The following is a 14193-nucleotide window of genomic DNA, read 5'->3' as shown; positions in this document are numbered from 1 at the left end:
CGAACGCATGTGAGTCGAGTTTCCTTATCAATATAATATATTAAATTCAATATTTTCTATATAAAGTTAAATATAAAAAAACAAAAGTTTACCTAAAATTTAAGGAGGTATTTAATATGAATTCAGATGCATTAGGAATGGTTGAAACTAAAGGGTTAGTTGCTGCAATAGAAGCAGCAGATGCTATGGTTAAAGCGGCAAATGTTAATTTAATAGGATATGAAAAGATAGGCTCAGGTCTAGTAACAGTTATGGTTCGTGGTGACGTTGGCGCTGTAAAAGCAGCAACTGATGCAGGGGCTGCATCTGCTAGATTAGTTGGAGAAGTTGTTTCTATTCATGTTATTCCACGTCCTCATATGGACACTGAAAAGATTCTTCCTAAATTCGTATAACAAGATTTTAAATTATAATGAGATAGTTATGCAAAAAGAAAATATTACAGTAATTGCTTTTAGAGCTTAGGAGGGATAACGTGGAAATAGATGAGAAAAGACTAAGAGAATTAGTGATTAAAGCCATACAATTGCTTCAAGCCGAAAGCTCTATACAGAATTTGTTTATTCCCCGAAAGAAACTGTATGTGATATTTACTGAAGAGTGGAATAACAAGTATTCATCTCTATTTGAAGAATTAGATAAGCGAAACGAATATGAAGTTTATGCAGTATTACCAGATGGAATATATAATGATTTTCACCTAAGTAATTTGAAAAAATTTAGTGTATGTAAATCCGTAATAAGTAGAAAGAATGCTGACTTTGATGAATCATCAGAATATCTCACGGTATTTCCAGTAGTTCCTAGAGAAATCGTAGTTAAAACAGCATTATGTATTGATGATATTTTTGAAAGTAGATGGATTTTTAAAAGTATGGAAAAGGGACAAAGAATTATTTTACTCAGTTCAGGACTTGAAAAATTTACTGGCAAAGAGCCACCTAGTTATATTAATAAGATATTAAATTATTACAAGACTTTGTTGGAATTTAATATTGAAATAACAAATGATATTTTTCAAATTGAAGAATATGAAAATAAATTTAGTGAAAATAGTTCCGTGGTCTATGAAAGTACAGAATATAATGAGGTTTTAAATAATAAAGATGGCAAAAGAATAATTACTGTTCAGGAAATAGAGAGATATAAGAATGATAAAAAATTATTCTTATATTCAGGAGATATAATAACTGAGTTAGCTAAGGATAAGGCAAAAAATTTAAACATTCAAATTATTAGAAGAAGTTAGAGTATATTCAAAGGTATCGTTTAGTATAATAAAGATTTTCATAGAATGCGAGATTACTCGTATTTTATGAAAATTGTAAAAAGATGCACACATTAATAAAGATTAAAGTGAGGTGACAAGATGAAAGAAGCATTAGGTTTAGTTGAAACAATAGGTTTATCAACTGCTATTTTAGCTGCAGATGCTATGGCGAAAACGGCTAATGCTAATATAATTGACCTTGAAAATACTAAGGGATCCGGGTACATGACGATAAAAGTTTCAGGAGATGTTGGAGCGGTAACAGCTGCAGTTACAGCAGGAAGACAAGTTGCTGTTGAAAACAACGCATTTGTTTCATCTAAAGTAATTCCAAGACCTTCTAATAATATAGAAAGCGCTTTTTGTCAGCCTAAAAAGGAAGAAGATACTTCTTCTATCACAGAGAATAATATAACTGAAGAAAGTAATGTAAGTGAAGAAAATAATGTTATTGAGGAAAATAATACTGTTGAAAACAAAGAAGATTTAGAAAATCACGTAGTTGTATTAGAAGAGGCTTTAACTGAGAAAGTTGAAAAGCTGGAAGATAAACAGGAAGGAAATACTTCTCAAAGTGAAGAGACAGTAGTTGAAAATAATGAAGACATCAATCAATCTGAAGAAGATGGTATTCAACTTAAGCAATCTGATATAGAAATTTCTCAATCTCAGTCAGAAGAAAAGAGAACTAGAAAAACTAGCAGTAGAAAAAAAGGAAAATAATAAATAGCACTTTTTAAGCTGTTAAAGGAAAGGACTGTGATTAGTATGTATATGGCAAAAGTTGTTGGTAATGTTGTAGCTACAAGAAAAGATGATTCATTAGTTGGATATAAGTTAATGATTGTAAAGAGAATAGATGTAAAAGAGAATTTTATTGGCAACGAAGAAGTTGCAGCAGATTATGTCGGAGCAGGTATAGGGGATTATGTATTACTTTGTAAAGGGTCAGCTGTACGTGTAGAGAAACAAAAGGTTGCTATTGATATGGCTATTATTGGAATCATAGATACAATTGATGTCTAAAAATTCATTTATTCCATAATCAAGAGAGGAGGTTAACATGGATATAAATTATAAATTTTTTAATAACGAAGAATTAAAAAGTGGTGTTTTTTCTTCAGTGAACGATGCAGTTTTAGCAGCGGTAGGTGCATATAATCAATATAGCAAATTTACTTTGAATGAAAGACAAGAGATTATTGATTCTATTAAGGAAAAGCTTTTATCTAGGGTTGAGGAAATAGCTTATATGACAGTTGAAGAGACTGGAATGGGGAATGTGCATGACAAAATTGAGAAACTTATTCTAGCGATTAAAAAAACACCAGGAATAGAAGACTTAATTACTGAAGTGAGAACAGGAGATAATGGGATGACATTATATGAACTATCATCTTATGGTGTTATCTGCGCTATACATCCATGTACTAATCCATGTGCCACATTAATTAGTAATACAATAGGGATGCTGGCAGCAGGAAATGGAGTTGTTCATTGCCCACATCCAAGAGCAATAAAAGTGTCAAAATATGTTACGGAGATAATCAGTATTGCAATAAGAGAAAGATGTGGAATAGATAATTTAGTTGTAACCTTAAATGAAAATTCAATTACTTGTACTAATGAAATTATGACTCATCCAGATATTTCAATGGTGGTTACGACAGGTGGTAATAATGTATTGCGGCAAGCAATGGCATCTGGCAAAAAAGTTATTGGAGCTGGACCTGGTAATCCTACGACTATTGTTGATGAAACTGGTGACATTAAAAAGGCTGCAAGAGATATTGTAAGGGGAGCTTCTTTTGATAATAATATAATGTGCATTTCAGAAAAAAGCATAGTAGCTGTTTCAAGTATTGCTGATTTATTAGTAGAAGAGCTTGTTAGAAATAATGTATACTACGTAGATAATGATGAGGAAATGCTTAAACTCACAGTAGCTACATTAACAAGCGACATGACCTTAAATAAGACTCTTGAAGGTAAAAGTGCAAATGAGATTTTAAAGGCTGCAGGAATTGTATGCGAGAGAGATATTAAGCTTATTGTAGTTAATACTATAAAGCAGCATCCATTTGCAACAGTTGAAATGCTTATGCCACTTGTACCATTAATAAGAGTAAAGAATTTTGAAATAGCCTTGGATACAGCACTTGAAATAGAACAAGGATTCAGGCACACAGCAACAATTCATTCTCAATCAATTGAAAGATTAAATGTAGCAGCAAAAGTAATGCAGACGGCAGTATTTGTTAAAAATGGTGCTTCACTCGTAGGAATTGGATGTAATGGTGAAGGTGATACCAGCTTTACAATTGCTACAATCACAGGAGAAGGCACTACTACAGCAAGGCATTTTGCAAGAAGAAGGCGATGTTCCCTAACAAATGGTTTTTCAATTAGGTAGGAAAGGAGAGGAAGTTTTGAAAAGTGTGTATATTAAAACAAAAATATATTCAGGAGAAAATTCTCTGAAGCGCCTAGAGAAATTTAAAAATACAGACATCTGTGTGGTATGTGATCAATTTCTTGTGAAAAACGGCAGCGTAAAAGGTCTATTGAGTTTTATTAATGACAGTAATAATGTTTCTGTTTTTGATGAGGTTATTCCAGACCCGCCACTAAATGTAATTGGAAAAGGTGTTGCTCTTATTAAGAAAAATAATCCTAGCATAGTTATTGCGTATGGTGGAGGCTCTGCTATAGATACAGCAAAGGGAATTATTTATTTCGCAAAACAGCAAAACTTTATCGATAAAGTTAATTTTATAGCAATTCCAACTACAAGTGGAACTGGATCTGAGGTAACGTCAGCGACAGTAGTTACTGATACTGAGACAAAAACAAAGCATATTATTTTTGATGATGTGATGCTACCAGATGAAGCGATCTTAGATGCCAATCTAACAGTTTCTGTTCCAGCAGACATTACTGCAAATACAGGAATAGACGTTTTAACTCACGCAATAGAAGCATATGTTGCAAAAGATGCAAATGTATATTCAGATGCATTAGCTGAAAAAGCTGTTGAATTGGTCATTGAATCTTTAGTACAGTGCTATAAACAAGGTAATGACATCGCAGCAAGGAAAAAAATGCATGAAGCATCTAATTTGGCAGGTATGGCTTTTAATATAGCGGGTCTTGGTATAAATCATAGCATTGCTCATCAATTAGGAGGTAGATTTCATATTCCACACGGACTTGCCAATTCAATCTTGGTGAATATTGTAATAGATTATAACTGTGAAGATCATGAGATTTTAAAGAAATACGCTAAATTAGTTTATAAAACTGGTATGGTGGAAAAAGCACAAAGTGATGAATTTGCAGTTGAAGTTTTAAAAACATATATTAAAACACTGACGAAGATTATGAACATGCCTCAAAACTTAAAAGAGTGTGGTGTAGATAAAAATGAATTTGACAATGTAAAATCAATTATAGCTGAAAATGCACTAAAGGATGGATGTACACAAGCAAATAGAAGAGAAATTACAAAATTTGGTATGGAAAGACTGATTCAATTAGTGTACTAACCTAATCTTAGTATGATAGAATATATTTAGAAAAATATATTCTTGTGATGTATGAAGGAGTGGGTTAAATGCATGAATTCCATGATAGAACAAAAGGTGAAATCGTTGACAGCAATACGCAGATTGATGAGAATTTAATTAATAAATTTAATATAATCAATTTATTCGGCAAAGAAACATTAGAAGATATCCAGGAAAAGATATCTAGAGCAACAGGCCTTGCATTTGTTACTGTTGATTATAAAGGTGAACCAATTACCAAAATGACTTCTTTCACAGAATTTTGTAGCGAGATTAGAAAAAATAAGAAAGCAGAATGTGTCTGTAAGTCTTCCGATGCTTTTGGTGGAATTCAGGCAGCAGTTACACAAAAGAATTGTGTATATTTTTGCCCTTGTGGATTACTTGAAATTGCAATACCTATAATCGTTAGAGGCCATTACCTAGGTGGCTTTATTGGCGGACAAGTGAGATGCTTAGATGCACCTTCAGGAGTAAGTAAACTTGAAAATGTAATAAAACATTCTCAAAATTATAGGGAAGATAAGCATATGTTAAGTTTGTTTGAGTCTGTTCAATTATATGATTATGAAAAATTTATGAGTGTTGCGGAATTAATTTCTCTTATTATAAATCAATTGGGAGAGAAAGAAGCATATAGATTAATGCAAAAAAACTCATTAAAAAAGGAAGTTGAGGAATTAAATAATTCTAGAAAAGAACTTGAAATAGAAAATGCATTGAAAAAAAATGAACTTATAAATCTCAGAGCTCAATTAAACCCACATTTTTTAATCAATGTTTTGAATTCGATTTCTAATTTAGCAGCTATTGAAGATTCACCTAAGACAAATGAGATGATTGTAATGTTTGCAGATTATTTAAAGCAGAGTTTAGGTAGTCAAAAGAGCTATACAAATTTATCAGATGAATTCGAAAATATTGAAAAATATTTGAAGATTCAGAAAGTTAAGTATGGAGATTTGCTTCAATATTCAATTAACATGAATGAAAAAATGCATTATCAAAGAATCCCAAGCCATATTATTATGCCATTTGTGGAATATGCTGTTTTTTATGGAATTGCAACAAAGAATAACGGTGGAAAAGTAGCGGTAACTTCTTATTATGAAGGTAAGGATGTTGTTATATGTATTTCTGACAATGGATCTGGATTTAGTGATGAGGCAATAGCTAAGAAATTCAAGATATATAAAGGTGGTTATGAGGGAGAATCTATTCAGATAAGCATCTCCAATGCAAGAGAAAAGCTCATAACATTATTTGGTGAAAAGTATGATACTTTTATTGAAAATACTGAAGGAGAAGGTACAAGGAGTATTATAAGATTTCCAATAAAATTCGAAGAAAGGAATGTCTAGATATGTATGGAGTATTAATTGCGGATGATGAACCACTAATGAGAGCATCTTTAAAGGTTATGATATCTAAAGTTGAAGGATTTGAGGTCTTATATTCTGTTGGTAGCGGTGAGCAGGCAGTTGAGATATGTAAAAATAATAAAATAGATATTGTTTTTATGGATATCATGATGCCTGGTGAATCAGGGATAGAATCTAGTAAAAAGATATACACCATTAATCCAAGTACCACTATTTTTATTGTATCATCTTATAACAGTTTTGATTTTGCAATTGAAGCTTTAAAAACTAAAGTTAAAGAGTATATATCAAAACCTGTATCCTTTTCTCAAATAGAAAAATTATTGAGCAATTATAAAGATGAGAATCAGAATGTTAAAAGTGAGATAGAAGGGAATAAGTATGACAGTCTACTTTTAATAATTAAAGAAAAAAATTACAAAAAAATGTATTATGAAATTCCTAAGATAATAGATGAGATGTGTTCTTCTAAAAAGTCTGATACAAAGTTACTAAGAGAAGAATTTATGCAAATAGGAGAAAATCTTATTAATTCTGTCCAACTGCTAAACAAAAAGCCCAAAAAGCTTAATGAGCTATTTCCGATGGAAGAAGATTTAGGCAATGAGAAAAGATTTTTAGAATTTTGGTTATTCAAGGTTATGAATTATGTTTTTCAACAAAATAGCATAAAAAAGTATTCAATATTAAATGATGTGTTTAGTTATATTGAAAATAATATTGAAGAAGAGATTGGATTAAATGAGATAATTAATAATTGTTCAGTAAGCCAAGGTTATTTAAGTAGAATTTTTAAAAGGCAGTTTAACATAAGTGTTATGGAATATTTGCATATGAGAAAGATTAATATGGCGAAAAGTTATTTTTGTTTTACTGATTTAAGTATTACGGATGTTGCATTTAAACTTGGATATAATGAGAGCAGTTATTTTAGCAAAGTGTTTAAGAAGTATGAAAATACAACGGTTTATAAATATAAAAAAATGTTGTAGAATCAGAAAATCAAGGTAGGTGGTAAAATATGAGCGAATATTTTGTTACATCAGAATCTGTAACAGAAGGACATCCTGATAAAATTTGCGATCAGATATCGGATGGAATCTTAGATGCGTATTTAGCACAGGATAATAATTCAAGAGTTGCAGTAGAAACAATGGTCTCAAAGAATACAATTATGATAGCAGGAGAGGTTACTTCAAATGCAAAGGTAAATATTGTTGAGGTTGCAAGAGAGGTTGTAAAAAATATTGGTTATACGAAAGAAGAATATGGTTTTGATTATAAGACCTGCCTAGTGTTTACAAATATCAATAAACAGTCTCCAGATATTGCTTTAGGTGTTGACAAAATAGAAGAAAACAGGAAGATTACTAAAGCAATATTAGGAGCTGGTGATCAAGGAATTATGTACGGGTATGCCTTTAATGAGACTGATAATTATATGCCATTAACGTGTGATCTAGCTAATAAACTTACAATGAGGTTATCTAAACTTAGAAAAAGTGAAGGAATTCCTTGGATTCGTCCTGATGGTAAATCTCAGGTTACAATGAAATATGATAGTAATGGGAATCCAATTAACATTTCAAGCATAGTAATTTCAATTCAACATGATCCGGATATTGACTATGATTATATGAAAAATGTTATTGAATATGAGGTTATTCGTAATGTTATTGATAGCAAGTGGATTAAATATGATACGAAGATACATATTAATCCTACCGGAAGATTTGTTATAGGTGGTCCTGCAGGCGATACTGGTTTAACGGGACGAAAAATTATGGTAGATACTTATGGTGGAATTGGAAGACATGGTGGTGGAGCCTTTTCAGGAAAAGACCCCACAAAAGTAGATAGATCAGCAGCATATATGGCAAGGTATGTGGCAAAAAATATAGTTGCTGCAAAGCTGGCTGACAAGGTTGAATTATCCTTAAGCTATGTAATTGGAGAAGCTGAACCAGAAGCAATAACTATTAATACATTTGGAACTGAGAAAATAGATATTAAAGATATAAGAAAAATAATTAAAGAGACTTTTTCTTTTTCGGTTGCTAACATCTTAGAGCAACTTGATTTAAAGAAACCACAATTTTTTAATACAGCCGCCTATGGTCATTTTGGGCGTGAAAATAAAAATTTTAAATGGGAAAAAACTGATAAAATGGAACTTTTAAGAAAGAAGGCAATGCAATGTGTTTTGGAAAATTTTAAATAGTATTTAAGGAGTTTGATGTTATGAATATCTATGCATTAATAGCAGCATTTGGTGGAGGAGCTTTAGGAGCACTTCTTGGATCAATACCTGCTTTTATTTTAACGGGAATTTTAGCAGTTGTTGGAGGAATTTTAGGATTAGCAGGTATTGCTGAACCAACGGTTGGAAATATTACTTTTGGTTCTTTTTTAGGTCCTCATATTGCATTTGCAGCAGGAGTAGCGGCAGCAGCATTTGCTGGGAATAAAAGAAAAACATTGAGCAATGCAAACGATGTATTAACACCATTATATTCAATTAATGATTATACAGTAATACTCGTTGGAGGCCTATTCGGAGTTATAGGTTTCTTATGTCACTATGTTTATGGTGCAGTATTGAACTTTAAAACAGACCTTCCTGCTATTTCTGTTTTCACCGTTTTGATGATTTCGAGATTAGTATTTGGTAAGACAGGTCCGGTTGGTAAGTATACTGGGTCAGGCAAAAGAGATTGGCTTCCTGATACAAAAACATTAGTTAATCATATTGTGCTTGGATTAACAGTTGGAATTGTTGTAAGCGGTATTGCTATATCAATGGTTAATTCGGGTGTATCGCCTAAAGTTATGTCTATGTATCCTATCGTTTGCTTTGGAATTAGTGCAACTTCATTGATTTTCTTGCAGACTGGTTTTGGAGTTCCGGTAACACATCATATCACTTTACCAGCTGCAGCGGCTACAGTTATGACAGGAAATATATTTATAGGTGTTTGCGTAGGAATTGCCTGTGCAATAGCTTGGTTAATTGCAGGAAAAGTTATTAACAGTTATTGTGATACTTATATAGACCCACCAGCTACAGTAATATTTATTTCAATGTTTATTATTAATGCGATGTTCATTTAGATTTATATGTTAAAAAATAAGGAGGAATTTATTATGAATAATGAAGCTTTAGGAATGGTTGAAACAAAAGGCTTAGTTAGTGCAATAGAAGCAGCTGATGCAATGACAAAGGCAGCGAATGTTATGCTTGTTGGATATGAAAAAATTGGATCAGGGCTTGTAACTGTAATGGTTCGCGGGGATGTTGGAGCAGTAAAAGCGGCTGTAGATGCTGGAGTTGCAGCTGCAAGAAATGTTGGCGAAGTGATTTCGCAACATGTTATTCCAAGACCACATATTGATACAGAAAAGATATTACCAAAAACTTTATAGAGTTTTTATAGGATATCTAGAGAGTGAGTTGATAAAATGCATAGCGAAGATGTAGTAAAGTTAATTACTAAAATAGTTGTAGATAAAATCAAAGCATTAGAGAATTATAAAATTCCTATTGGCGTATCAAATAGGCATGTGCACCTAAGTCAAAAGGATTTAGATATTCTATATGGTCTAGGATATAGCTTAACTAAAAAAATTGATTTGAAACAACCAGGACAATTTGCAGCTAATGAAACTGTAACTATTAGAGGTCCTAAAGGTGAATTTGAAAATGTCCGTATTTTAGGGCCTATAAGAAGTGAAAGTCAGGTTGAAGTTTCAATGACAGATAGTTTTAGGTTGGGGGTAAAACCTCCAATTAAAGAATCAGGACAACTAGAAAATACTCCAGGACTTGAAATTATAGGACCTAAAGGGAGTGTGAAAATTCCAAACGGAACAATCATTGCTTTAAGACATATTCATATGACACCTGAATATGCTGAGAAAATGGGAGTGAAAGATAAGGAAATTGTTGAAGTGGAAACTATGGGCGAAAGACATGGTATCTTAGGTAATGTTTTAATAAGGGTTTCTGATAAGTCTTCTCTTGAAATGCATGTGGATGTTGATGAAGCTAATGCTTGTGCTTTAAAAAATGATGACTTTGTTATCCTGCATGGGAAGTAAGCAGTTAGTTACAAATTAATTATGATAGGAGAGATAAGAATGTTAATAAATAGTGACATATTAACAGAATTCTCCAATTTGATTGCTGAAAATAGAAGTAATTCATTTGAAGGAGAGCTTAAAACGGGAGTAGACCTAGGAACGGCCAATATTGTTGTATCAGTTGTAGATTCTAATAATAATCCTATTGCAGGAGCTACTTACCCTTCTACTGTTGTTAAAGATGGAATTGTAGTAGATTTTGTAGGTGCTATAAATATAGTTAAAAGTTTAAAAGCTGAGGTTGAAGAAATAATTGGTAGAGAGCTTCTAACAGCAGCAACTGCTGTACCACCGGGAATTATTTCCGGTAATGTAAAGTGTATATCCAATGTTGTAGAAGCAGCAGGATTTGAAGTTATAAATGTTATGGATGAACCAACAGCGGCAGCTAGGGTGATAAACATTAAGGACGGTGCAGTTGTTGATGTTGGAGGTGGAACAACAGGAATTAGTATATTGAAGGATGGACAAGTAATTTTTACTGCTGATGAAGCAACTGGGGGTACACATATGACACTTGTACTTGCGGGATATTATGGAATATCAATTAAGGAAGCAGAAGAATTAAAGAAAGATCCGAAAAAAGATAAAGATATATTTCCGATTATTAAACCTGTAGTTCAAAAAATGGCATCAATAGTAAAGAGATATTTAAACGGTTATGACGTATCAGAAATTTACGTTGTTGGAGGGGCTTCATCCTTTGAGGAATTTAACGACGTTTTTGAAAAAGAAATAGGTATTAAAACAATAAAGTTTAATGAGCCTTTATTAGTAACGCCTTTAGGCATTGCAATGAATTGTAATAGAGGATGAAAATAAAAAAAGAGGTGTATATTAATGGATGTAGATGTAGTTTTAGTTGAAAAACTAGTTAGACAAGCAATAGAGGAAGTGAAAAATAAAAACTTATTAAATTTGGATAAATTTGATTCTATAAAAAATTACGGTATTTTTGAAACTATGGATGCGGCAGTTGAAGCATCATATGTGGCACAAAAACAATTATTAAATGCTTCTATGACGGACAGACAAAAATATGTAGATACTATAAAAGCTACTATCTTGAAGAAAGAAAATTTAGAATTGATTTCAAGAATGTCTGTTGAAGAAACAGAAATCGGTAAATATGAACATAAGTTAATTAAAAATAGAGTAGCAGCTGAAAAAACACCGGGAATAGAAGATTTAACTACAGAGGCTATGACAGGAGATAATGGACTTACTTTGGTTGAATATTGTCCATTTGGAGTAATTGGTGCTATTACTCCTACTACAAATCCTACTGAAACTATTATTTGTAATTCTATTTCTATGATTGCGGGTGGGAATACAGTAGTGTTTAGTCCACACCCAAGAGCAAAAAATGTTTCAATAAAATTAGTAACTATGTTAAATAAAGCATTAGAAGAGGCAGGGGCTCCTGATAATCTTATAGCAACAGTTAAGGAACCTTCTATTGAAAATACAAATATTATGATGGAGCATCAAAAAATCCGAATGCTCGTAGCAACTGGTGGACCAGCCATAGTTAATAAGGTTATGTCTACGGGGAAAAAAGCTATTGGAGCGGGGGCAGGAAATCCTCCTGTTGTTGTTGATGAAACTGCTGACATTGAAAAAGCAGCTATTGATATTGTAAATGGGTGCAGTTTTGATAATAATGTCCCTTGTATAGCTGAAAAAGAAGTCTTTGCAGTTGATCAAGTATGTGATTATTTAATACATTACATGAAACTGAATGGAGCTTATGAAATTAAAGATAGAGACTTGATTCAAAAACTTTTAGATTTAGTTACAAATGAAAATGGCGGACCTAAGGTTTCTTTTGTAGGAAAGAGTGCACCATATATCTTAAATAAGCTTGGTATTTCAGTAGATGAGAATATTAAAGTAATTATAATGGAAGTAGAGAAAAATCATCATTTCGTTTTGGAAGAAATGATGATGCCTATTCTACCTATTGTAAGAACAAAAGACGTAGATGAGGCTATTGAATGTGCTTACGTTGCTGAGCATGGAAATAGACATACAGCTATAATGCATTCAAAGAATGTTGACAAGCTTACTAAAATGGCAAGACTTTTAGAAACAACTATTTTTGTTAAAAATGCACCATCTTATGCTGGAATAGGTGTTGGTGGGGAAGGAACTACAACATTTACTATTGCAGGTCCTACTGGTGAAGGTTTAACAACAGCTAGGTCTTTCTGCAGAAAACGCAGATGTGTTATGGTAGATGCATTTAATATAAGATAATCTAGTCAGTTATGATAATATATTTCCCTTTATACTTTGTCACTATGTTTATCTAGTAGATTACTATTGGAAAACATACTTCATTGTTTAATGGGAAATATTTATCATATTATGGAATTAATATTTTCTCTCACATGATGTAAAGAAAAAATTTGCGATAAAGAGAAGATGTGTGCAGGCGGTACTTTTTCAATGAAATAGAATTGGAGTAGAGAAGTTATGGAAAAAAGCTTTATTGATTTAATAAAAGATGCTGGAATAATTGGAGCCGGTGGAGCTGGTTTTCCAACACATGTGAAATTAAATGCAAAAGTCAAAACCGTGATAGTTAATGGTGCAGAATGTGAACCATTGCTAAAGGTAGACCAACAATTGATGGATAAGAAAGCAGATGAAATTCTATATGCTTTAGACAAGGTTGTTGATGAAACTGAAAGTGAGGCAGGGATAATAGCATTAAAAGGCAAATATAAAAAGGCAATAGATAGCTTAAATTTGAAAATTAAAGATTATCCTAAACTACAGATATTTATATTAGAAAATTTTTATCCTGCTGGTGATGAGCAAGTTCTTGTATATGAAGTTACAAATAAGATTGTACCAGAGGGTGGAATTCCTTTAAATGTTGGAGTCATAGTAATTAATGTAGAGACACTTTTGAATGTGTATAATTCAATTAATGGTATTCCTGTCACTGAAAAATATTTAACCATCACTGGTGAGGTTAGGAATCCAATAACAGTTAAAGTACCTATAGGAATTTCGATTGAGGAAGCAATTGAAATTGCAGGTGGCAGTTCTATAAAAGATTTTTGCGTTATAGATGGTGGACCAATGATGGGAAAAATAGTAGAGAATATTCAAGATCCAATCAAAAAAAATACAAAAGGGCTGATAGTGCTCAAAAAGGAACATAAAATAGTACAATCTAAGATAAAGAGTATGCAATCTACTATAAGAGATGCAAGAATAGCGTGTTGTCAGTGTTCTTTATGTACAGAAGTATGTCCAAGACATTTGCTAGGGCACAAAATTGAACCATCTAAAATAATGAGAATTGCTAGTTATGGTAAGACTTGTAGTACAGAAATTTCACCTACAAATACTTTTCTTTGTAGCGAATGTGCTCTTTGTGAACAAGCGTGTATTATGGGATTACAACCTTGGAAGTTAAATAAATTCTTTAAAGGGGAATTAAGCAAAAATGGTATAAGAAATCCTCATAATATGGCACCCGAAAATGCAGATGAATTTAGAAGGTACAGAAAATTTCCTGTTGAGAGATTAAAGCAAAGGCTTGATATAAACAAATATAATTCAGATTCACTTTTAGAAGAGAAAGAATACGATTTTCAAAAAGTTACAATATTAAGATCACAACATATAGGTGCAAAAGCTGAACCTATAGTTAAAGTTGGAGATAAAGTTCAAAAAGGTGATTTGATAGGAGAAATTTCAGGTGGGAAGCTAGGAGCTAAGATCCATGCAAGCATAGATGGAATTATAAAAGAAATAACAGATGAAAGTATAGTTATAGTTAAGTAATATATGCATTATTAAATCTATGAAAGGGGAA

At 32.2% G+C, this 14193-nt stretch carries 15 protein-coding genes; all 15 read left to right on the top strand.

Annotated elements, in window-relative coordinates; genetic code table 11:
* Positions 1-116 precede the first annotated feature (116 nt).
* The 15 genes from pduA (AXY43_RS08645) to AXY43_RS08575 all read left to right on the top strand — a co-directional run bounded on the left by pduA (AXY43_RS08645) (position 117) and on the right by AXY43_RS08575 (position 14162).
* A complete protein-coding gene (gene pduA / locus AXY43_RS08645; protein WP_012060215.1) occupies positions 117-395 on the top strand; it encodes a propanediol utilization microcompartment protein PduA in 279 nt (92 codons plus the stop codon).
* An 80-nt stretch (positions 396-475) separates the two neighbouring features.
* Positions 476-1249 carry a hypothetical protein gene (locus tag AXY43_RS08640; protein ID WP_105411417.1) on the top strand — a complete coding sequence of 258 codons (774 nt, stop codon included), beginning with the start codon at positions 476-478 and terminating at the stop codon, positions 1247-1249.
* Between the two features lie 120 nt (positions 1250-1369).
* Positions 1370-1993: a BMC domain-containing protein gene (locus AXY43_RS08635; protein ID WP_105411416.1), complete on the top strand. Its 624-nt coding sequence runs from the start codon at positions 1370-1372 to the stop codon at positions 1991-1993.
* A gap of 45 nt (positions 1994-2038) precedes the next feature.
* Positions 2039-2296, top strand: coding sequence for a EutN/CcmL family microcompartment protein (locus tag AXY43_RS08630; protein ID WP_012060212.1), 258 nt, complete (start codon positions 2039-2041; stop codon positions 2294-2296).
* A gap of 37 nt (positions 2297-2333) precedes the next feature.
* Positions 2334-3683, top strand: coding sequence for an aldehyde dehydrogenase family protein (locus tag AXY43_RS08625; protein ID WP_023973065.1), 1350 nt, complete (start codon positions 2334-2336; stop codon positions 3681-3683).
* Positions 3684-3708: 25 nt separating this feature from the next.
* The gene (locus AXY43_RS08620) at positions 3709-4815 is read left to right on the top strand and encodes a 1-propanol dehydrogenase PduQ (protein ID WP_236892364.1); all 1107 of its coding nucleotides are present in this window, start codon (positions 3709-3711) and stop codon (positions 4813-4815) included.
* 68 nt (positions 4816-4883) lie between these two features.
* The gene (locus tag AXY43_RS08615; protein ID WP_012060209.1) at positions 4884-6197 is read left to right on the top strand and encodes a sensor histidine kinase; all 1314 of its coding nucleotides are present in this window, start codon (positions 4884-4886) and stop codon (positions 6195-6197) included.
* 2 nt (positions 6198-6199) lie between these two features.
* A complete protein-coding gene (locus tag AXY43_RS08610) occupies positions 6200-7210 on the top strand; it encodes a response regulator (protein WP_077308903.1) in 1011 nt (336 codons plus the stop codon).
* A gap of 29 nt (positions 7211-7239) precedes the next feature.
* On the top strand, positions 7240-8439 hold the full coding sequence (gene metK, locus AXY43_RS08605) for a methionine adenosyltransferase (RefSeq protein WP_012060207.1): 1200 nt from the start codon (positions 7240-7242) through the stop codon (positions 8437-8439).
* A gap of 20 nt (positions 8440-8459) precedes the next feature.
* Positions 8460-9329, top strand: coding sequence for a hypothetical protein (locus tag AXY43_RS08600; protein WP_023973062.1), 870 nt, complete (start codon positions 8460-8462; stop codon positions 9327-9329).
* 33 nt (positions 9330-9362) lie between these two features.
* A complete protein-coding gene (gene pduA / locus AXY43_RS08595; protein ID WP_012060205.1) occupies positions 9363-9641 on the top strand; it encodes a propanediol utilization microcompartment protein PduA in 279 nt (92 codons plus the stop codon).
* 36 nt (positions 9642-9677) lie between these two features.
* Positions 9678-10316 (top strand): phosphate propanoyltransferase, encoded by a 639-nt coding sequence (locus AXY43_RS08590; RefSeq protein ID WP_105411415.1) that lies wholly within the window; start codon positions 9678-9680, stop codon positions 10314-10316.
* 39 nt (positions 10317-10355) lie between these two features.
* Positions 10356-11174 (top strand): ethanolamine utilization protein EutJ, encoded by an 819-nt coding sequence (eutJ, locus tag AXY43_RS08585; protein ID WP_105411414.1) that lies wholly within the window; start codon positions 10356-10358, stop codon positions 11172-11174.
* 24 nt (positions 11175-11198) lie between these two features.
* Positions 11199-12617 (top strand): aldehyde dehydrogenase family protein, encoded by a 1419-nt coding sequence (locus AXY43_RS08580; protein ID WP_105411413.1) that lies wholly within the window; start codon positions 11199-11201, stop codon positions 12615-12617.
* Positions 12618-12836: 219 nt separating this feature from the next.
* Entirely contained in the window at positions 12837-14162 is a 1326-nt protein-coding gene (locus AXY43_RS08575) for a 4Fe-4S dicluster domain-containing protein (RefSeq protein ID WP_077308899.1), read from the top strand.
* The last annotated feature ends 31 nt before the right edge of the window (positions 14163-14193 follow it).

The organism is Clostridium sp. MF28 (assembly GCF_002969175.1).
GTDB classification, from domain to species: Bacteria; Bacillota; Clostridia; order Clostridiales; family Clostridiaceae; genus Clostridium; species Clostridium beijerinckii.
Note: the sequence above shows the minus strand (reverse complement) of the source record. Positions and strands in the feature narration are given on the sequence as shown.

Coding starts and splice junctions, on each gene's coding strand:
- pduA (WP_012060215.1), top strand. CDS start 117: ATGAATTCAGATGCATTAGGAATGGTTGAAACTAAAGGGTTAGTTGCT.
- AXY43_RS08635 (WP_105411416.1), top strand. CDS start 1,370: ATGAAAGAAGCATTAGGTTTAGTTGAAACAATAGGTTTATCAACTGCT.
- AXY43_RS08630 (WP_012060212.1), top strand. CDS start 2,039: ATGTATATGGCAAAAGTTGTTGGTAATGTTGTAGCTACAAGAAAAGAT.
- AXY43_RS08625 (WP_023973065.1), top strand. CDS start 2,334: ATGGATATAAATTATAAATTTTTTAATAACGAAGAATTAAAAAGTGGT.
- AXY43_RS08615 (WP_012060209.1), top strand. CDS start 4,884: ATGCATGAATTCCATGATAGAACAAAAGGTGAAATCGTTGACAGCAAT.
- AXY43_RS08610 (WP_077308903.1), top strand. CDS start 6,200: ATGTATGGAGTATTAATTGCGGATGATGAACCACTAATGAGAGCATCT.
- metK (WP_012060207.1), top strand. CDS start 7,240: ATGAGCGAATATTTTGTTACATCAGAATCTGTAACAGAAGGACATCCT.
- AXY43_RS08600 (WP_023973062.1), top strand. CDS start 8,460: ATGAATATCTATGCATTAATAGCAGCATTTGGTGGAGGAGCTTTAGGA.
- pduA (WP_012060205.1), top strand. CDS start 9,363: ATGAATAATGAAGCTTTAGGAATGGTTGAAACAAAAGGCTTAGTTAGT.
- AXY43_RS08590 (WP_105411415.1), top strand. CDS start 9,678: ATGCATAGCGAAGATGTAGTAAAGTTAATTACTAAAATAGTTGTAGAT.
- eutJ (WP_105411414.1), top strand. CDS start 10,356: ATGTTAATAAATAGTGACATATTAACAGAATTCTCCAATTTGATTGCT.
- AXY43_RS08580 (WP_105411413.1), top strand. CDS start 11,199: ATGGATGTAGATGTAGTTTTAGTTGAAAAACTAGTTAGACAAGCAATA.
- AXY43_RS08575 (WP_077308899.1), top strand. CDS start 12,837: ATGGAAAAAAGCTTTATTGATTTAATAAAAGATGCTGGAATAATTGGA.